The organism is Nitrospira sp. (genome assembly GCA_016788885.1).
Classification (GTDB): domain Bacteria; phylum Nitrospirota; class Nitrospiria; order Nitrospirales; family Nitrospiraceae; genus Nitrospira_A.
On sequence record JAEURX010000025.1, the window covers coordinates 69,561 to 88,265 of the forward strand.

20 protein-coding genes are annotated in these 18,705 nt (G+C 60.6%); 7 read left to right on the top strand and 13 right to left on the bottom strand.

The window, feature by feature from the left end; translation table 11 throughout:
• Positions 1-111: 111 nt before the first annotated feature.
• The 3 genes from JNL86_06835 to JNL86_06845 are packed head-to-tail and all read right to left on the bottom strand — an operon-like array spanning position 112 to position 1,629.
• Positions 112-546 (bottom strand): CBS domain-containing protein, encoded by a 435-nt coding sequence (locus JNL86_06835; protein ID MBL8042618.1) that lies wholly within the window; start codon positions 544-546, stop codon positions 112-114.
• Between the two features lie 44 nt (positions 547-590).
• Complete coding sequence (locus JNL86_06840) at positions 591-1,055, bottom strand: CBS domain-containing protein (GenBank protein ID MBL8042619.1); 465 nt, start codon at positions 1,053-1,055, stop codon at positions 591-593.
• A 31-nt stretch (positions 1,056-1,086) separates the two neighbouring features.
• Positions 1,087-1,629, bottom strand: a complete 543-nt coding sequence (locus JNL86_06845; GenBank protein ID MBL8042620.1) for a hypothetical protein — start codon at positions 1,627-1,629, stop codon at positions 1,087-1,089.
• Positions 1,630-1,957: 328 nt separating this feature from the next.
• Between JNL86_06845 and JNL86_06850 the strand changes: the two genes are divergently transcribed.
• From JNL86_06850 to JNL86_06865, 4 genes are all read left to right on the top strand, one after another.
• Positions 1,958-2,863, top strand: a complete 906-nt coding sequence (locus tag JNL86_06850; GenBank protein MBL8042621.1) for a universal stress protein — start codon at positions 1,958-1,960, stop codon at positions 2,861-2,863.
• Positions 2,856-5,645 carry a cation-transporting P-type ATPase gene (locus JNL86_06855; GenBank protein MBL8042622.1) on the top strand — a complete coding sequence of 930 codons (2,790 nt, stop codon included), beginning with the start codon at positions 2,856-2,858 and terminating at the stop codon, positions 5,643-5,645. The genes JNL86_06850 and JNL86_06855 overlap by 8 nt, the downstream gene beginning before the upstream one ends.
• A gap of 104 nt (positions 5,646-5,749) precedes the next feature.
• Positions 5,750-6,595, top strand: a complete 846-nt coding sequence (locus JNL86_06860; protein MBL8042623.1) for a CBS domain-containing protein — start codon at positions 5,750-5,752, stop codon at positions 6,593-6,595.
• Between the two features lie 173 nt (positions 6,596-6,768).
• The gene (locus JNL86_06865) at positions 6,769-7,521 is read left to right on the top strand and encodes a TerC family protein (GenBank protein MBL8042624.1); all 753 of its coding nucleotides are present in this window, start codon (positions 6,769-6,771) and stop codon (positions 7,519-7,521) included.
• 27 nt (positions 7,522-7,548) lie between these two features.
• Here the strand turns inward: JNL86_06865 and JNL86_06870 are convergent, their stop codons facing one another.
• The 7 genes from JNL86_06870 to JNL86_06900 form a co-directional block, all read right to left on the bottom strand.
• Complete coding sequence (locus JNL86_06870; protein ID MBL8042625.1) at positions 7,549-8,091, bottom strand: Slp family lipoprotein; 543 nt, start codon at positions 8,089-8,091, stop codon at positions 7,549-7,551.
• Positions 8,092-8,130: 39 nt separating this feature from the next.
• Positions 8,131-8,940, bottom strand: a complete 810-nt coding sequence (locus JNL86_06875) for a class I SAM-dependent methyltransferase (GenBank protein MBL8042626.1) — start codon at positions 8,938-8,940, stop codon at positions 8,131-8,133.
• A 90-nt stretch (positions 8,941-9,030) separates the two neighbouring features.
• On the bottom strand, positions 9,031-9,753 hold the full coding sequence (locus JNL86_06880) for an SHOCT domain-containing protein (GenBank protein ID MBL8042627.1): 723 nt from the start codon (positions 9,751-9,753) through the stop codon (positions 9,031-9,033).
• A gap of 127 nt (positions 9,754-9,880) precedes the next feature.
• Entirely contained in the window at positions 9,881-11,350 is a 1,470-nt protein-coding gene (locus JNL86_06885; GenBank protein MBL8042628.1) for a hypothetical protein, read from the bottom strand.
• A 40-nt stretch (positions 11,351-11,390) separates the two neighbouring features.
• Positions 11,391-12,254, bottom strand: a complete 864-nt coding sequence (locus JNL86_06890; protein MBL8042629.1) for a carboxypeptidase regulatory-like domain-containing protein — start codon at positions 12,252-12,254, stop codon at positions 11,391-11,393.
• 198 nt (positions 12,255-12,452) lie between these two features.
• Positions 12,453-13,466, bottom strand: a complete 1,014-nt coding sequence (locus tag JNL86_06895; GenBank protein MBL8042630.1) for a methyltransferase — start codon at positions 13,464-13,466, stop codon at positions 12,453-12,455.
• A gap of 535 nt (positions 13,467-14,001) precedes the next feature.
• Positions 14,002-14,637 (bottom strand): hypothetical protein, encoded by a 636-nt coding sequence (locus tag JNL86_06900; protein MBL8042631.1) that lies wholly within the window; start codon positions 14,635-14,637, stop codon positions 14,002-14,004.
• A gap of 575 nt (positions 14,638-15,212) precedes the next feature.
• On the opposite strand from JNL86_06900, the gene JNL86_06905 reads away from it, so the two are divergent.
• Positions 15,213-15,650 (top strand): CBS domain-containing protein, encoded by a 438-nt coding sequence (locus JNL86_06905; GenBank protein MBL8042632.1) that lies wholly within the window; start codon positions 15,213-15,215, stop codon positions 15,648-15,650.
• Between the two features lie 116 nt (positions 15,651-15,766).
• Here the strand turns inward: JNL86_06905 and JNL86_06910 are convergent, their stop codons facing one another.
• From JNL86_06910 to JNL86_06920, 3 genes are all read right to left on the bottom strand, one after another.
• Complete coding sequence (locus tag JNL86_06910) at positions 15,767-15,940, bottom strand: hypothetical protein (GenBank protein MBL8042633.1); 174 nt, start codon at positions 15,938-15,940, stop codon at positions 15,767-15,769.
• A gap of 113 nt (positions 15,941-16,053) precedes the next feature.
• Entirely contained in the window at positions 16,054-16,698 is a 645-nt protein-coding gene (locus JNL86_06915) for a DUF2238 domain-containing protein (protein MBL8042634.1), read from the bottom strand.
• 9 nt (positions 16,699-16,707) lie between these two features.
• Positions 16,708-17,346 carry a DUF2238 domain-containing protein gene (locus JNL86_06920; GenBank protein MBL8042635.1) on the bottom strand — a complete coding sequence of 213 codons (639 nt, stop codon included), beginning with the start codon at positions 17,344-17,346 and terminating at the stop codon, positions 16,708-16,710.
• 500 nt (positions 17,347-17,846) lie between these two features.
• Between JNL86_06920 and JNL86_06925 the strand changes: the two genes are divergently transcribed.
• Together JNL86_06925 and JNL86_06930 are read left to right on the top strand one after the other, a co-directional pair.
• Positions 17,847-18,017: a hypothetical protein gene (locus tag JNL86_06925; protein ID MBL8042636.1), complete on the top strand. Its 171-nt coding sequence runs from the start codon at positions 17,847-17,849 to the stop codon at positions 18,015-18,017.
• Positions 18,018-18,256: 239 nt separating this feature from the next.
• Positions 18,257-18,694: a c-type cytochrome gene (locus JNL86_06930; protein ID MBL8042637.1), complete on the top strand. Its 438-nt coding sequence runs from the start codon at positions 18,257-18,259 to the stop codon at positions 18,692-18,694.
• Positions 18,695-18,705: the final 11 nt, after the last annotated feature.

The following is an 18,705-nucleotide window of genomic DNA, read 5'->3' on the forward strand; positions in this document are numbered from 1 at the left end:
AACATCGTGAGATCACGGGGCACAAGGCACAGGCGCAACCGGAAGGGACCGAGTGGTGGGCATGCAGCAACGAATCCGGGATGACAGAGAAGCGGTGATGAATACAGGGGGCTAGGACCAATAGTCCGACGCCTTCATGTACCCGTGCAGAAGATCCCGCCTTGCCACCAGTCCAACGAGTGTCTTCCCCCGCACCACCGGCAGGCGGGTCACATAGCGATCCTGGAACAGATTCGCGACCTCTTCCAGTAGCATCTCCTCCCGCACCGTCAACGGTTGCGTCGTCATGATTTCCGACGCGAGCACTTTGTGCAAATCCCGCCCCTCGATCATTGCCTGCAGCAGGTCGTACTCGGTCACCAGCCCTACCAGGATGCCGTTATCCCCGACCACGGGCAATCCGCCGAAATTCTGCTTCGTCATGAGACGGCCGATGGTCAACGCATCCGTACGAGGGGTACAGGTAAACAACGCATCTTGCATCAGTTGCCCCACGGTCAGCGTCTTCGGATCACAGGCTTGAGTCAACAGATCAATCCGCCGCATACGTCACCCTCTCTCCGCAACAGGCGGCCTTGCGCGCCGCATTCTTAGCGACGCCGCTTCACAGGAGGACGGAGCACCGCGCGGACCACATCGCGACGCGTCACGACGCCCAGAAACCGGTTGGCTTCATTCACCACCGGGACCGACAGCAGATCACTCTCCGTCAACACATGCACCAATGTCGCCAACGTGGTTTCCAGCCGCACCGAATAGGGGTTGGCACTCATCAACGCTTCCGCCGTCTGTGCCTTCCACGCGCGTCCTCCGTCGAGGGACGAGAGGAGATCGTGTTCACTCACGATTCCCACCAGCTGCCGCGTCTTATCCACCACGGGAATCGCGCAGCCCTCTTTGACCAGGAGGGCCGCCACCTTGTCGCCGCTCATGCCGAGTCGCGCGGGCGACAGCCGCTTGTTCACGATATCCTTCACCGTCAATTGCTCCAACCCTGCGCCGACGCGCTTCTGAACAGCCGGTCGTCTCGCCGGGGCCTTGCGTGCCTGTCCCATGAACCCTCCTTGGCCGTCTGTGCCGTGGCTGCTACGATTCCGGCCCCACGCCGGCAGGCAGCGCCGGGCTGCGATCCTCCGCCCAACGCATGTGCTGTGTGGTGACATGGCCGTGCCGGACTTTGATGCCTGCCACCCTGTTTGTCACGCCCCCCAACGTCGCCGTTACCTCATAGACTCCCTCAGGCAGGTCGATAAACAACCAGGGGCCCGTGATCTGCTCTTGCGGAACAGTCAGCACCGACAGTCCCTTGGCATCGCGCAGGGTCACTCCCACGCCGGTGACAAACGATTTTCCTCCTGCCGTAAAGACCAACTTCAGGGCGAACGGCGGATAGGCAGCCTCGCGCTCAACCTGTCCGATACCGGTGCTGAAGTAGCGGATCGTTCCACTGTGGTAGAGGGGGACGACCTCTTTTTGCGCGCCAGTCTCAGCGGAAAATTCCAACTCGATGCCCTCTCCGCTCGGAAGCACTCGCGCCGACGCGGTAGCCGCCTCTGCGTGGGCCCCGCTCAGCCACAACGCCACGCCCACAATCCCGCTCATGTGTCGCGCACATTCACGCCATCTCATCAGGTCTCCTCCTGTCCATCCTCCACGCAACGGTGATGCCGAAGTACTCGCGAATCGTGCGCCTTATGATGGCGCGGGAACCACCCGTCCAGCCCGGCCGAGCCTCGCGGGTATCCAGATCCGACTGAGGCCAATTACCCCATCCGACTCCTCGATACTGCTGCAAAACGCCGCAATATCATGATCCCGCCGCCCCAGTCTTCGGGGTGAATGGCCTGGCTCCGCCGGAAATGAGCGGGCTGAAACCCTCACGTCTCCAGGCACATCCGATGCAGACCTCATTCCAGAGCACACACATGTCGAGTGGCGTGATGGGGGAGAGCGATCTATGGATATACTGATTGCAGTGGACGGATCAGAATTCGCCGAATGGAGCGTGCAAATGCTGGAGGCCCTCGCCGGCCGACCACCGGACAGCGTCACCTTGTTGCACGTAGTGGATAGTGCGTCGCTGAAATCCTCAGCCCGTAAACATGCCGCCTTGTCCAAACAGGCCGTTGCCGCCATGACGAAGGCCGGCGATCACATCTTGCGGCGCTTTGAAGGGCTGGCGAAAATTGCGTTGAAGCAGGCCACGACGAAACCTCGCACCACGATCGACACCATCCTGGCTCACGGCCGCGTCGCGGAAACCATTTCGAAGATCGCCAAACAACACAAGGCCGACCTGCTCGTCGTCGGCTCCCGCGGCCTCAGCGATGCGGAACATTATCTCCTCGGCAGTGTGTCGCGCACCGTGACCGCCCTGGCGCCTTGTCCCGTGCTCGTCGTCAAGCGGCCGTTGACGGCGCTTTCCCATGTGCTGTTCGCGGCCGATACGTCCAAACATTCCCAAGGGGCCTGCAGTTTTCTGTGCAAACGATTTCTCCCGGACTCAGCCCACGTCACGGTCCTGTCCATCGTCGAGCCCACCGTCACGGAACTCGCGACCAAGTACCTTTCGCAGGACCAGGTGGAACAGATTACCGCGCCGAAACGTCTGGCCGCCGAGCAGGTGGTGGAACACCTTCGGGCCCGCTTCCTTGCCGAAAACTATGCGGTCACGACGAACGTGCACCTTGATCATGTGACAGATGCCCTCCTCAAGCAGGCCGCGGCACACGACGTCGATCTGCTGGTGGCCGGCTCGCGAGGCCTCACAGGGTCCGAGCGGTTGCAATTGGGAAGCGTCTCGGAGGCGATGCTGAAGTACGCGCCCTGTTCGGTGCTCATCGTACGAGGATGGCGTGCCTGACCTGTCTGCGCTCGAGATCTGCCGCCTGGCGCCCAGCCAAGTGTATCGCGCCCTCACCACGAGCCCTCAGGGACTCTCAGCGGACGATGTGCGGCGCCGGACCATTCGAGACGGGCCGAACAGCCTGCAGGCCCTGCGCCGCACCCCGCTGGTCAGCCGCTTCGTGCGGCAGTTTACCCACTTCCTCGCACTCCTCCTATGGGTAGCCGCGGGCCTGGCATTTCTGGCCGATGTGCTGCATCAAGGCCAAGGCATGGCCACGCTCGGTTGGGCGATTCTTGGCGTGATTCTCATCAACGCTGTGTTTGCGTTTCTTCAGGAATACAAGGCCGAGCGCGCGGTCCAGGCCTTACGCGGCATGTTGCCGGCCAAGGCCTGGGTGACTCGCGACGGGCAGCAGCAACAGATCGCCCGCAGCGAACTGGTGCCGGGAGACGTGCTCGTGCTGGAAGAAGGTGAACAGGTGCCCGCCGACGCCCGACTCACTGAGGCCGTCGGTCTGCGCGTCGACAATTCGTCGCTCACGGGCGAATCGAAGCCCCAGCGAAGAATCGCCGACCCCATCACCGATGGTCATCCGCTCGACATCGCCAACCTGGTTTTTGCCGGGACCACAGTCCTGTCCGGACATGGTCAAGGGGTAGTCTTCGCCACCGGACTCAAAACCGAATTCGGGAAGATCGCCCGCCTCACCGCCACCGTCCACACCAGTTTGAGTCCGCTTCAGCAGGAAATCGTGAAGGTGACCCATGTGGTCGCCGGACTCTCGCTGATCATGGGGGTGGTCTTTTTTACCATCGGCGTGGGAATCGGCCTGGGATTCTGGACCAGCGCGATTTTCAGCATCGGGATCATCGTGGCCAATGTACCCGAGGGCCTGCTCCCGACGGTCACTCTGGCCCTGGCCATGGGCAGCCAACGCATGGCTGCGCGCAAGGCGCTCATCAAACACCTCGCCTCCGTTGAGACGCTGGGCTGCACCACCGTCATCTGTACCGACAAGACGGGCACGCTCACGGAAAACCGCATGCGAGTCGACAAACTCTACGTCGATGACCTGATCGTGGAATCCCGGGAAAGCTGCCTGTTCACCAGAAACCGGCTCATCAGCGCCGCCGAGGCCGAACGCTGGCGCCCACTCTTCGATGCGATGGTGCACTGCAACAACGCGAAGCGTACGCGCCGTCCAGACGGTCGCAGCCAGGCCTCCGGCGATCCGACTGAAACGGCGCTCTTGGAATTTGCCGCCGACCACGGACTCCTGCATCGGCCTCCACTTCGACGGATGGGTGAACTGCCCTTCGATGCGGATCGAAAACGCATGACGACGCTGCACTGGAGCGAGGGACGGCTCCTGGCCTTCACGAAGGGAGCACCGGAATCGATCCTGCCTCTCTGCACCAGGCAACAGGGCTCGTCAGCGGCCACGGACCTGACACCGGACGAACGCAAAAAAATCCTGGCGCAGGGGCAAGCCTTCGCCCAACAGGCATATCGAGTGCTGGCCGTGGCGATGCGCGAGGTGGAGCGAGGCGTGGAAGAGTTGGACGCCGACAGCATCGAACATGGGCTGACGTTTCTCGGGCTCGTGGCCATGATGGATCCCCCGCACCGCGAAGTGCCCGACGCCATCACGACGTGCCGCCGGGCCGGAATCCGCGTCATCATGATTACGGGCGACCACCCGCTGACGGCCTTAGCGATCGCGCGAAAGGTCGGCCTGGCACAGCAATCCGTCGTCACGGACCCGGGGCGTTTCGTGCCGGTCATCGAAGGCGCGCAGATCGACGGTTTCAGCGATGAACAACTCCGCCGCCTGCTCACGCCGACGGGACCGGGGGAGCCGGACCCGATCTTTGCCCGCATGGCGCCCCGCCATAAAATGCGCATCGTCTCGGTGCTCAAAGACATGCGCGAAGTCGTCGCCGTGACCGGCGACGGCGTGAACGATGCCCCGGCATTGAAGACCGCGGACATCGGCATCGCTATGGGTGTGGCCGGGACGGACGTGGCGAAGGAAACGGCGTCGATGATCCTGCTGGACGATAATTTCGCCACGATCGTCAGTGCCATCGAGGAAGGCCGGGCCGTCTTCATGAACATCCGCAAGTTCATGACCTATGTCCTCGCCAGCAACGTGCCCGAAGTCGTGCCGTACCTGGCATTCGGCCTCTCGTCGGCGCCGTTGGCGCTGACCGTCCCGCAGATACTCGCAGTAGATCTGGGCACCGACATGGTCCCGGCGCTGGCCCTCGCGGCGGAACCTCCGCAGGGCAACGTGATGGATGAACCGCCCCGGCCGCGAACAGAGCGATTGCTGAACCGTGAGATGCTGGTGAGGGCGTATGGCTTCCTTGGGTTGATTGAAACCGCCGTGGCCATGGGGGGCTTCTTTCTGTACCTGCACCACCAGGGATGGGCGTGGGGAAGTCCGCTCGACTGGAGCACGCCGTTGTACAAGGAGGCCACCACCGTGACCTTCGCCGGGATCGTCGCCGCACAAGCCGCCAACGTCTTTGCCTGCCGTTCCGACAGGATCTCTGCCTTCCGGCTCGGCTGGTTCAGCAATCCGCTGATTGTGTTGGGGATTGTCGTGGAGGTCGCCCTGCTGCTGATCATGACCTACAGTCCGGTGGGGCACTGGGTTCTGGGCACCGCTTCCCTTCCGGCCTGGATCTTTGTTCCGCTGCTCCTGGGAGCCGTAGGGCTGCTGTTCGCCGACGAACTCTATAAACTTGTCAGACCACGCATGAATGCCAAACAGCCGGGACGGATGAACTGAAAGCGAACCTGTGTGCGAGCGCACTGTGCCCGTATGAATGAACGACCATCGACATCCGAGAGACACGACCGCAGCGAACCGTGCGTTGAAGCAAAGGAGCGCGTATGACGACCGCATCGGGTCACCATGTCAGTGACTATATGCACCGCCAATTGGAAGTGGTTCCGCAAGACACCTCCGTCGTGACCGTCGCCGCAAGAATGAGAACGCACAGCATCGGCTCGATCCTGGTCGAATCCTTCGATCGCCCGCATCACGATTGCCGGATTGCCGGCATCGTCACCGAGACCGATTTGGTCGCGAAGGTCCTGGCGAAAGGCCTCGTTCCTTCGCGAACCAGCATGGCGGACATCATGAGCAGCCCGCTCATCACCATCGCCCCGAATCGTCCGATGGTCGACGCCAGTCATGTGATGCAAGCCAAGAACGTGCGGCACCTGGTCGTGACCGAGGGGACGGACGTGCTCGGCGTGATCTCGGTCCGCGATCTCGTGCGACACTTCGTCGATGCCGACGGCGGTCCGGTACAGGCGCTGACCAATGTCTATCGTCCGCTGAGCGTCCTCATGAAAACTGCCATCGAAACCATCGGCAGCGAAGAAACCGCCCTGGCAGCGGCGAAACGGATGACGGAGAAACACATCGGGGCGCTGTTCGTGATCGAAGCCGATGAACTGGTGGGAATCATCACCGAAGGCGATCTGGTGCGAAAGCTGCTTGCCTATCAACTCGACCCGGAAGCCATGCGTGTCGGGGCTCTCATGAACTCGCCGTTACTCGACATCGACATCAATCGCACGATTCGGGATGCGAGTGAGCGGATGGCGGCGAAGCGCGTCCGGCATCTGGCCGTCACCGAGCACGAGAAGGTCGTCGGCGTCCTCTCGATCCGGGATCTGGTCAAGATGGTCGCCATCCGGGACCGCCCGGACTTTTTGAAGCGAAGCTGATCGGTCGGCCGCGAGGGTGCCGGGCCCTCGCGGCCGAGATCGGCTTGGACCCACGTTTTGATTGCGCCTACCGACCACGAACGGTAGACTTCCCCCATACGTGTTGTTCCCACATCGTCACGCATGACGGATCGAGTCACTCTCCCCCTCTTAGCTGAATGGAGCCGCTGATGTTGGACTGGCTTGCCAATCCTGAAGTCTGGATCGCACTCGGAACGCTCACCGCATTGGAGATCGTACTGGGCATCGATAACATCATTTTCCTGTCCGTCCTCGTCGGCCGCCTCCCCGAGTCGCAGCGCGCCGTCGCACGCCGAGTGGGGCTCGGCCTCGCCATGATGGCCCGCCTCGGGCTGCTGTTTTCGATCTCCTTTGTCATGGGATTAACCAAACCCTGGGTCACGATCCTCGGTCACGGCATCTCAGGCCGCGATCTGATTCTAGTCGGAGGCGGGCTATTCCTCATGGCCAAAGCCACGCACGAAATTCATAACAGCCTGGAAGGCGTCGAGGAAGGCCACACACCCACCGCAGCGGCCAGCCTCGGCATGGTCTTGCTGCAGATCGCGCTCCTGGATATCGTCTTTTCGTTGGACTCCGTCATCACGGCGGTCGGACTGGTCGAACATGTGTCGATCATGGCCGTGGCCATCATCCTGGCTGTGGTGGTGATGCTGATGGCGGCCAAGGCCATCGGCGATTTCGTGGACACGCATCCGACGATCAAGATTCTAGCCCTGTCGTTTTTGATCCTGGTCGGCGTGACCTTGATGGTCGAAGGATTCGACGTGCACGTGCCGAAAGGCTACATCTACTTCTCCATGGCTTTTTCCGTGACCGTCGAGATGCTGAACATACGCATGCGCAGAAAACGGGCAACACCGATCAAGCTGCATAGCCGCTACGCGGAAGAGCCGCGGCAGTGAGAGGGCTCTCGCCTGCTGCCGGTCCGGTTATTCTCCGCGGAGGCCTTCGGGGACGGACAGGAGATAATTGGCATCCATCGTCTCTTCCCACGTGCCCCCGCCCTGCGCATTTCCCATAGCCCATCCGCGCATGAATACAAGGCCGAGCACCGGCTCACTCGCCGGCACCGTCGTCGGCCTGGCCTCCTTCTGATCCCCGATGCGCCCCACCACCGTCACCCGCGCCCATTGCTTCCATTTGGGAGGCAAGAGGGAGACATCCGGGACGACCACCCAATAATATCCCGCTTCGGGTCCCTCAGTACTGGTCGGACGGTGAGGCCGATAGTCTTTATCCAGAGGGCGATTTTTCAGATGGAGCCAGAGCCGCTGGCCGTTCTGCTGCTGATCTACGACGACCCCGCCGAGAATGACCGTCTTGCCTTGATAGGTATCCGGCGCGGCGACAAGGGAGGTAAGGGTGACTCCCGGCTCTGCCTGCTGAATATATCGTGACGGCACATTCCCGCAACCCGTCACGAGAGTAAGGCCTAGCAGGCACGTCAGTAGTCGAATCTTCCCACCATTCACATCGTCCTCCATTCGTCGAGATGTCGATGCACGCACAGATCACGCCTGAGCACGTTTCCACCCGCTGATCGCACAACGCTGGGCTAGCAGCGGCCGCATGTGATCGAGATCGAGGGAGACGCGGGTCATCACCTCATCGGCCAACCTTGCATCGTCGAAGCATTCAAATGCGTCATCGAGAAACCCGCCTCGTAAGAGAGGATGCTGCAGAAATCGCTGACCGGACCCGCTCGCGACTTCAAGCGGCCGCTCGATCACGTCGATCCGCTCCATATTCAGCCGTTCAAGCCACCCTCGCGCCTCCGCCGCCGACGGCCGCTCCGCCACATGCGCGGCCAGCCGTGCACGCTCGATCGTCAGCCCGTGCCGGCTCATTTCCTGATCAATCCGTTGCCAGATGGAATCGAACGTTCCCAGCGAAGGAAAGGTCAACACCACTTGGCCTCCAGGCGCGAGGTGTTCGATCAATCCCCTCATCGCCTCAAATCGGTGCGGCCGGAGAAACATAACGGACAGATTGCCGGTAATGCGTTGGAAGGTAGGAAAGGATGCAGGCAGGGCACGCATGTCACAACAATCAAACCGGAGCCAGGGCAACTCCCCTCGTTGCAGCGTCCTGGCATTGGCCACCTGGCCTCGACTGGCGTCGATTCCGAGGACGGAGCCGGTCGGGCCAACCTGTTCAGCCAGGTAGAAGGCCGGGATGCCGTGACCGCAGGCGATATCGAGGATGGTTAAGCCGGGCCGCAGATCGAGTTGCGCCAACAGCACTTCCGCAAACGGGGTCGACCAGTCATCCTCTGCGGGAAGGGGCCATTGCCTGGACAAGGATGCGGAGGGGTGGCTCATGAGATGCCTTTCGCTCGGGCCTAAACGGTCTGCCGCATCTTACCCGAAGCGTCGAGGACAAGTCAGAACTCTCTTCGGCAATCATCACGCTCACAACCGGTCCAGCAGCTGCTGTTTTTTCGCGCGATAGTCCTCCTCCGTGATCAAGCCCTGTTCCCAAAGGCGTTTGAGCAGGCTCAGTTGTTCCTCCATCGAACGCGGTGGGTCCGGCTGGGCCGTAGGCTCTGGAGCCGTAACCTGCGTCCCACCCTTTGCGCCATGGTATTCGAGGATCAGTTCGTCCGGATCGGAACGAAACGGATTCCCGCCTTTCTCGGCAGCCCGCGTGCTCGTCTGGCCTTCACCCGGCACCAATTCGTAAAACGCCCCGGCTTGCGCGAACAAGGGATCCCGCCAGATCTGTTTCCTGATCGAGGGCATGGTCACGGCGACCCGGTAATTGGCCAGGCGCAGATGGATTCGGCCGTCCTCGACGAACCAGACTCCTGAGGTCACCTGTTCCAATCCAAGATCCGACGGCCTGGCCAGTGCAAACACCACCTGCTCTTGCGCGGTGGCCTGCTGAAATGCCTGATGGAACGATTCAGCCAGGTACCGCACCTCTTCCTCCGAAAATGCCGATTCGGTATCTCCTCGATACGACGAGCCGAGCAGAGGCCTGTGAATGCTTCGCACCTGCACCATTCGCAGCAGGGCTTCCCATTCCTGCCGCTCCAGTCCGAACGGGTGCTGGAGGCGCTGTTGATGATCACGCTCTTGTGTGAACGGGACGATCCTGACGAGCCGCTGATCGTCACAAGAGACGCATGTCATCTCCTTGCCAGGAGCGAGGCCCGAACAACCGGTCAAAACGAGGCAGACAACGAATAGGACGGCAATGTTCGTCCGTTGAAGGGACGCGTTGTTCACCTGTCTGTGATCTTTCTCAAGCCTGGACGATTCAATACGCAAAATCCAATCCGACCAACATGGTTTGCCCTCTCAAATCACCGCCGGTCGGACCAACGGCTTGCGTGCGATAACTATTATATTCCGCATGCAATGCCAGATCGGTTCGGGTGGAGTGATGAATGAAATACCGGGCCAGCACGGTGTGGGAATCGACGTCATTATAGTTCCCTTTGAACACATCCGTGTTGCCGTCGCCATGCCGGTCGTTTCGAATCACATCATATCGATAGGCAAAAAACCAGTCCGGCATATCAAAGAACAGGGCCGGCGCATAGTCCAATTCGACGAACGCACCATTCCAGGACGCGTTCTGCGGAGTCGGAATGCCTTGCGAGGCAAACAATTGTGCGCTGTCGTGGCCATGCATGATCGCGCCGAAGACGTTCCATTCCCCATTGAAGGTCAAACTCACATCGATGCCGATTCTCGTAAACGGCTTTCCGCTGCCGGCGACGCCCTGACAGGTCGGGCAGGTCGCATTGACCAGCGTCGGGGCTTGGCCATATGCGCCGAAGATCCCGACTCGATTCCCCGTCACGATGCCGTAGCCGCCGAACGATTGCGTGATGTGACCGTAAAAATTCACATTCCGTCCGCCCGTCCCGCAGGGAGTATTGGGTGGGCAGCCGCCCAACGGCCCCGAGAACGAGTTGGTGGCCAGCGCGGTCAACGAATAGCGAAGGTACCCTTCCGTCGACGGCGTTTTCATAATGCCCGAGAGTTCCCCGCCCGGCTGGTTATCACCCAACAGGAAGGAATTGGGGTTGAGATAGGAGCTCGTCGAGGTACCGCCGATCGTCGCGGTATAGGGGACTCCCGGCGTATAGTGATACATGACGAACGGCGTGTTCAAAGTCGGGCTGCGTTTTTCGCTGAACGGAAGATCGAGTTCGAATTTTCCCACGCGCAGGTTCAACAAGTAGTTGCCGGGATCGGATTTGACGCCGAAGTACCGCTCCAAACGCATCAAACGCACAAACGCGCTTTCAAGATCCCCATCCGACGCGCCCGTGCCGAACCCCGCGCTGCCGAGTCCCGGCGTATAGACCACGCCAAAGGCGATATCCCGGTGCAGCGTGCCGAAACTCAACAGGTCCAGGCCGGTGAAACCGAACCCTCCGGTCGTGATGCCGCTGCCCTCCGTCCTCACCTGCGCCGCCTGGTATCCGACCGTCGCGCGAATCGACACCGGCCAGAAGCCCATGCCGATCCCCTCGTAGACCGGCGAATCCGCCTCGGACCCCAATTGATACCCGCGATCCCTGAAGAGGTTGCCGAAGTCATTGAGTTTAGGGAAGCCCGGGACGTGGCATACGTTACACTTGAAGTCATACTTGCGGGCAAACGCCGGAATCGCCTCGGCTTTTTGTACCAGCCCGCTCAATTCGTAACTGATCAGCGCGACCAGGACGAGTATCGACATAATTACCGCCCTGGCCCGCAATGTTGCGCTCTTCATCGATCAGCCTCCCATTTCACAATTCGGCTGTCTTGCTTGGTTATTCAGGCGGCAGTTCATCGCCGCCACCGGCAATTTTCCATTCGACTTCGACCGGGCGGACGGGAAACTCGAATCGAGATTCGACCTGGGCTTTCGGAGAAATCTCTAGGGGTTGCCGGAGGACATGGGGTTCGTCATACACGGGGCGAGAGGCACTGAACTTGACGATGTTGAACCCGGGATGCCAGGCAATCAGCGTATAGGAACCAGGTGGAATGCCCTTGATTTCGAATCGCCCCAGTTCATCGGTCACCGCAAAATAGGGATGGTCGAGCGCCGCGGCCCACGCATTCATATGCACATGCACATCACACTGCAGCCGCAAGCCGACCCCGCGCGCCCGGACGAGGGTAGCCGCAATTTCGCGGTTCGCCGTCGGCATGGCAATGTTGAAGAGGCTGTGTTTGTCGCTGAACAGATGCGGATTGTGCAGAATCGGTTCGAAATTGATCAGCGCGACCTCCGCCGTGCGGACAAACGGCGTAATCTGCTGTTCGAACTGGCAAGCCTGCCCCGCAGGATGCGTCGCGCTTTTTCCCATCCGCAGCGGATAGGCGGGCGCGGCGGCCTTTCCACGCTCCACCCGCTCGAGATACACGAGCACGTCCTGAAGACCGTTGGTACCCGGATCAATTCGTAAGGCCGGTGACGGCACGTGAGTGCCGCAGGTATCCGGATCGGCAAACACTTTCAGCGGCGGGAGTTTCGGAATGCTTCCCGTCCAGACAACCTGGCCGTTGACCGTGCCACCGTCGGAGACATCGATGATTTCATACTCGGCATAGCCGCTGGTTGCGGTGAGAAGCCATGCCAGACTGCACAGAAGCACAAGACGGTAACCGCGATGTCGTCGTGGAGACATGAAGACCTCTTCGACATACCGAGGGCCGGATGACCCAGGGCCGGTAAAAATAAAAAAGCCCGAACCTCCGCCGGGGGAGATTCGGGCTCTAGAGCTGGTCGCTCGTTGGCCTCACTTATGTGCGCACGCGGAGGAGACTAATCAACCGCACTCCGGCCTGTCAAGTATGCGAGACGCGAGTGTCGAACGAAATCGCGTCTACTTGATACCGATGACCATGGAATCCGGTCCGGCCAGATGTTCGACGCTCGTGCGTGTGAAACCGGCCTTCTTCATCCATTGCCGGCAATCCGCACCGGTGAAGTCGAATCCGCCCTTGGTCTCGATCAGCATATTGAGGCTCATCAACAAGCCGAAGGCGTTGGTTTTCCGGGCATCATCGATCAAGGCCTCATGGACGATCAACGCGCCGCCTTTTGGCAATGCCGCATACGCCTTGCGCAGCAGCATCATTTTTTCTTTGAGATCCCAGTCGTGCAGGATGTGCCCCATGATGAGCACATCCACCTTCGGCAATGATTCCTCGAAAAAGTTCCCTTCGTGAAACGTCACGCGCTTCTGCAGTTTCTTGCTTGTGACATAGGTCTCGAAGACGGGCCGCACGACAGGAAGATCCATGCCCTGGCCGTTGAGATGCTGGTGTGCCAACGCGATTTCCACCGCCACGCCGCCTTGGGCACAGCCGATGTCGGCAAAGGAATCAAACCGCTTCCACGGAAATTTCGCTGCAATGGCGCGGGCTGTCCCCTGACTGAGTCCGGTCATCGCTTTGAGAAATCCTTCCAACCGCTGCGGATCTCTGTAGAGCGTGCCGAAGAAATCGTCGCCTCTCTTCACTTCATTCTGCGGCTTGCCCGTGCGTAGTGCTTCCGTCAGTGATCCCCAAAATCCATACAGACGGGCATTACACATCTCCAGCATGCCGCCGATATAGGAGGGTTTGGCGCGATCAAGAAACAGGGCGCTTTCCGGCGTGTTGGCGTATCGCGTCCCGATCCGCTTCAGGAGGCCGAGCGCCACCAAAGCATCGAAAAAGTCCCGCGCGCTGCGGGGATGCAATTTCAGTTTGGCGGCCAAGGCTTTCAGGTCGAGCCGACGCTTGGCCAACTCCGTGAAGACGCCCAATTCCACCGCGGTCAACAATGTCTTTGAACCCCAAAACCCGAACCCGATTTGGAGCAGTCGATCAGGAACCACTTGGCGTCCGGCCATGATGCTATCCTTTCATGAGACAGAAAGAGCGCGAGGCTACGCGGGGAACCATGCCCTGTCAACGTCGATCAACGATCGGCAGGCACCCGGCACAGCGCTTTTTTCTCCGCCGTATCGACGGAGAGACAGGTCGCCGCGGCATTCCCCGTCCATCCGCTGCCCGCTATGCAGCGGCAGTGATAAATCTGTCCGGGTCATCGTGAGGCAGGATCGTTGCCAGCACCCGGTTCGTCATGCAGTCACGACACCACCGCGCGCGAATATCGGTTCATGGAGGAGGTTACGCATGGCTACGTACAATCAACTGAGAAGGGTCTGTGCACGCTGTTGCGGCTGGGATCGCTGCACAGTGTCAGTTCTGCGAAACAATGGAGCGGTCCGCAAAATCCAACCGGAAATATCTCGCGGCCTGAACACGTGGCCCTGAACTTTGAGTCCGCGGCATGGTGCCTCCTTCACCGTCGCAAACGAACAGGCATCTTCCGTCGAAGCAGGCAGGGGTTCAAGCCGATGCACCGGTCCTCGCGGCGACAGGTTACTCGACCAACCTCCGGAAGGCTGTCTTGATCTGCGCTAGTCCTTCTCGCAGGTCGCGCTCAAACGAATCGGCCCGTGCCCGTGCCATGTCCCGCTTCATCCTGAGATCGTTTCGGTACGCCTGTACTCGCCGAAGCAGGTCCTGTTTGGTGGCCTCGACGGTGTGCCGCTGTGCCCCGCGTTCATCCAGCCATCCGTACCTCAGCGCGTCGAACTCCGCCTCAAGCCGGCTTGCCCGTCCGACGAGGTCTTCCCACAGCCGTCCCGACCCGAAGGCCACTCCCGCCAACGTTCGATCCGCCATGGACTCGAACTGACTCAGCGCCTGCGTAATCTTCTCGCGCTGCTCCTCGATGCTGTTACGCGCCTCGGCTTTTCCCAACGTCAGTTGCACGTGCAGATGATCGAGTGCCGACTGCAACTCAGCTTTCACCTGACCGACGACGGCCGTTGAGGCCGACAGTTCATTACGCACCGACGTCACCAGTTCGCGCAACTGTTGCTTGCCTTCCTCGATCCGCTCCAGCGCCTGCGCCCTCGTCTGCGTGAGTTGGGCCTCCAACACGGCCGCCTGGTGTTCCAAGGCCTCCAGTTTCTTCTCAATCGACGCACGGATGGTTTGAATTCCTGACATCGCTGTTCCTCCCCACAGGATTGTGCTACCGTCCAAGAGAGCCCTCCGAATTGGACCCGGGGCTGTGCGGCCCCGACTCACGATGTGACGACGGCGCGGGACGTTCGACCTTGGGGGTCGGCGGGGCACAAGCGGGAATCGCGACCGTGATACTCAGCACGAAGACGATCCCTAGGCTGGATACGATGGTCATAAGGTCCTCCGCACAATCTCACCGGCATCGGCGATTTCCGCACGGGAACATCGCACGTGAGACGAGTTGTGGCGCGGCATTGACAGCCGAAGGGGCAACAGCCGTGCCAGAGTTCGCACACCAACCAGAAGCAGCACCGCCCGCTGAACATCTTCACCATCCACGTCTCGTCAGAGCCCACGACTGCGGAGAATTTCCGCAGCCCCCTGATTCGGAACTGGCGCGAATGGCCACAGGCAGCGCGGGGCCCTGCGGGAGAATCCCCTTGACCGGCAGCCAAGGCTCCCGGCATCGGGCTTGCTCTCACTCCCTTAGCAGAAGATGTGTCCAACCCGTCGCGTCCGATGACCTCACTCCACCAAAACCAACGAAGGAGGGCCCCATGAGAGCCTCAGAATATTTCGTTCACGGGTGCGACCCCACGGCATTGATCGTTCGGCAGATTATGGAGGATGCCGTCGTCACGGTCAGTCCCACGTCCAAAGCAATGGCGGTGGCCGAACTGCTCAGCGAACACAACTTTGGAAGTGTCCCGGTCGTCGAGAGGGATCAGACCCTGCGCGGGCTGGTGACGGAGTTTGATCTCCTGAAAGCCGTTGAGCAGGGGAAGGATCTTCGTGAGGTCACGGTGGAGGAGATCATGACTCGGGATGTCGTCACGACCACGGAGGACATGCCGCTGATGAGCCTGATCCATCTCCTCCAGGAACGGCACCTCATCCGCGTTCCGGTCGTGAAAGATCGCCGGCTCATCGGCATGGTCGCTCGGCGCGATGTGATCTTCGGCTACGTCAAAGCGCGGGCCGTCTACTGGCCGTAACCTTTGTCCGGATGACGAAGGACGCCGGGGCATGCACGTAGACGTCACATGACCCGTGGCATGACAGAGCCCGCCGCCACGACAGATCGCACGAACGCATCTCGTCGGGACGCTGCCTAATGAGCCGACCTGGGAATCGGATCAGGAATGATCCTGCCGCATTCCAAACAACGCACCGTTCCAGTGTCTTCGCCCTGTTCCGTCAGAACAGGATCCACCAGTCGGCGATGGCAACAGGTGACGAGGGAGGGACGCATGACGTGCGGCAAGTCGATGGATGGCGTCTGCATGGCAGCCTCCGTGCTAGGCGTGGGGACTCGACGCGTGATGACGGGAGCACAACCGGACACATGATAACAGAATGTGGAGGGGGATGCATGCCGACAGGCCCGGAGGGCTTTCGTTATGCGGCGTCGATCGTTCGATCTGTTCCGACCCAGGCGGTCACCATCATCGTCAGCGCAGCACCGGCGAACGCCGCCGCCATGTCTTTCTGCGCATCCCATTCGTCGCCTTGCGTCCCCAGATACATGCTGCCCAACTCCGGACTGACGACCATGGCCACCATCGCTTCCACGACCTCAAAGAATCCACTCTGGGCCAGAACCCCGCTGACCGGCAGGAAGTAGGACCACCCTCCCCGTAATCCGGCCAGACGTACCAGCACCTCGCGCAGCGGATACACCAGCAGGAGACCATAGGCAAAATGAACGAGCCGGTCGAAGGGATTCCGGCTCAATGCCAGCACGTCTTTGAGCCAAAACCCGAAGGGAACCTCAGCGTAGGTGTAGTGGGCGCCAATCGCATGCAGCACCATGAACGCCGCAATGAGACAGTAGGATGAGAGAGAAAAGGAGAACCGGCGATAGGTGATCAGAAGTCCCATCGCCAGCCCGACCGTCAACAGATTTTCCAGGAACCAATCGTGGCGATTGACCGGCTCAACCGCCAACACACACCAGAACAACCCGTAGGTTAGAAGCAGCCCCAGCGCGATACGCTGCCGCTCCACCTCGACCGTACCCTGTCCTTGCTCCCCTACTCGCATGCCGACTGGCTATTCCGAGAACGCCGCCTCCGATTCCAACGCCGTCTCCGCCCCGCGCAACGCACGCACCACCAACAACAGCGTCATCGAAAGCAAGGCGCCGTAGAGTGCCGCAGCCATATCCTTTTGCGCGTCCCAGATATCCCCTTGCGAGCCCAGATACATGACGCCCAATTCCGGGTGCACGGCACGCGCCACCCAGGACTCGATGATTTCCCAGAGGCCGCTCAATCCAAGCACGGTCATGACCGGCAGGTAATACACCACCCATCCCCGGATACTGGCACTCAGCCGGAACACTTCCTCCATCGGATAGGCTAGGAAAAAGCCGAAGCTGAAATGCACCACCCGATCGAAATGATTGCGCCCAAGGTGCAGCACCTGATCCAACCAGAGCCCGATCGGCACCTCTGCATAGGTGTAATGCACGCCGATCGTGTGCAACGTCAAAAATGCCGTAATGAGCGCATACGAGGTCTGCGAGAGGGGCAGGAACCGATGGGTCGCGACCAGGAGCACGACAAACACGGCAGGCAAAATACTCGCGATCAACCAGAACTGGGGATCGACCGGGGCTTGCGCCATCCAGGCCGACACAGCGACGTACCACATGAGGAGCCCGATCGACACCAGCCTGTTGCGACTCACAAGTGGTTCTCCTGGTGACATGGTGCGGGGAAGACACGCCTCCGCCCGCTGCGCGAAGAGGCTGAATTTACTCTACTGGATGGGTTCCCTTCCTGCAACCGCCTGCGGCGCACAGACTCGCGCCACGCATCGCGCACAGAATGACTTGCATGAACGTCCTACGCGGCATGGCAGGGGCGAATACAAGTCTGATCGTGAAGGTCTGTCGCCCGACAAGCCTGGAGGCAGGCCACCACACGATCTGGCCTGGAGGGCAGCGACCGCACGGCCCTCGCAGTGGCGGCATGGGATGCGGAGCCGGCGCGCCGGTTGACGCCGGTCCATCTCAGCATATAGGTGGTGGCGCGGAGCGAGGCCACGAATGGTTGTGTCAGTAAATGTCTGGCGTGAATATGTGGAAAATTCGTACTGTCAAGTGTTGAGAAATCTGCTAGGGTTGGGCCGAATTCAGCCGGAAATGGCCTCTCACATAACGTCCGCCGCGATTCGGGGAGGTTCTTATGCAGAGTCCTCAACTCGATCCGACCATGACACGGACACTCACCTGCCTTCACATGCGGCTCATCGATCGCATCCCTTCCGAACACGACGATGACCCTCCTCGCTATCGCTGCCTCGAATGCGGGGCGGTGATCGAAGATCCGGAGTGTCACCCGAAGTCGTTGGCATAGTCGCAGGGCCCTGGTCGCAGACGTGCGCGGCGACCAACCACAGCAGGCCGATCACGACCAGTTCGAACGCCCACTCTGAACTTCTCCCCCGTCATCACCGGTTTCATCGTGTGAACACTCTTCCACGAGCCGCTTCCGGCGCACCCCTGACGCCACGCATCAGTCTCGTCCACGCCATTGTCTTCTCGTCCACATCGCGGCATACTGCAACTGGACGTTCCACCCCGAGGACAAACACCATGCGCCCACGAAGGCAGTACCACGGATTGATGTTGACGGTCCTGCTGCTGTCCGCGGCCACCACCAGCGGCGTCATGTCTGCCGATACGGGCGCGGCGCTGAAAGGAGATGCAACCCGAGGCCAGGCCCTGTTTAACGGTAAAGGGATTTGCCACTACTGCCATGGCAGCGACGGCGTGATCGACAAGAAACCCTCCCTCAAGCCTGACACCGCAGCGGCTATCGCAAAGTTGGCCGCCACAGCTCCGGATCTCCGCAATCGTGCTACGCAGACCTTAAAAGACAATAAGGCCCGCTTTCGTGCCATCCGCGAAGGGCATCCGGGGAGCGGCATGTTCCCGGACTCGACGTTGAGCGATCAGGACATCACCGACATCCTCGCCTATCTTGCAGCCCTCAGGCAGAGCGCATCGACGCCAAGCAAGAGCCCATACTGACCATCTTCACC

Bases quoted from the DNA above. Each gene is read 5' to 3' on its own strand.
- JNL86_06835 (MBL8042618.1), bottom strand. From the start codon at position 546: ATGCGGCGGATTGATCTGTTGACTCAAGCCTGTGATCCGAAGACGCTG.
- JNL86_06840 (MBL8042619.1), bottom strand. From the start codon at position 1,055: ATGGGACAGGCACGCAAGGCCCCGGCGAGACGACCGGCTGTTCAGAAG.
- JNL86_06845 (MBL8042620.1), bottom strand. From the start codon at position 1,629: ATGAGATGGCGTGAATGTGCGCGACACATGAGCGGGATTGTGGGCGTG.
- JNL86_06850 (MBL8042621.1), top strand. From the start codon at position 1,958: ATGGATATACTGATTGCAGTGGACGGATCAGAATTCGCCGAATGGAGC.
- JNL86_06860 (MBL8042623.1), top strand. From the start codon at position 5,750: ATGACGACCGCATCGGGTCACCATGTCAGTGACTATATGCACCGCCAA.
- JNL86_06875 (MBL8042626.1), bottom strand. From the start codon at position 8,940: ATGAGCCACCCCTCCGCATCCTTGTCCAGGCAATGGCCCCTTCCCGCA.
- JNL86_06880 (MBL8042627.1), bottom strand. From the start codon at position 9,753: ATGACATGCGTCTCTTGTGACGATCAGCGGCTCGTCAGGATCGTCCCG.
- JNL86_06885 (MBL8042628.1), bottom strand. From the start codon at position 11,350: ATGAAGAGCGCAACATTGCGGGCCAGGGCGGTAATTATGTCGATACTC.
- JNL86_06890 (MBL8042629.1), bottom strand. From the start codon at position 12,254: ATGTCTCCACGACGACATCGCGGTTACCGTCTTGTGCTTCTGTGCAGT.
- JNL86_06895 (MBL8042630.1), bottom strand. From the start codon at position 13,466: ATGGCCGGACGCCAAGTGGTTCCTGATCGACTGCTCCAAATCGGGTTC.
- JNL86_06900 (MBL8042631.1), bottom strand. From the start codon at position 14,637: ATGTCAGGAATTCAAACCATCCGTGCGTCGATTGAGAAGAAACTGGAG.
- JNL86_06905 (MBL8042632.1), top strand. From the start codon at position 15,213: ATGAGAGCCTCAGAATATTTCGTTCACGGGTGCGACCCCACGGCATTG.
- JNL86_06910 (MBL8042633.1), bottom strand. From the start codon at position 15,940: ATGCAGACGCCATCCATCGACTTGCCGCACGTCATGCGTCCCTCCCTC.
- JNL86_06915 (MBL8042634.1), bottom strand. From the start codon at position 16,698: ATGCGAGTAGGGGAGCAAGGACAGGGTACGGTCGAGGTGGAGCGGCAG.
- JNL86_06925 (MBL8042636.1), top strand. From the start codon at position 17,847: ATGCAGAGTCCTCAACTCGATCCGACCATGACACGGACACTCACCTGC.
- JNL86_06930 (MBL8042637.1), top strand. From the start codon at position 18,257: ATGCGCCCACGAAGGCAGTACCACGGATTGATGTTGACGGTCCTGCTG.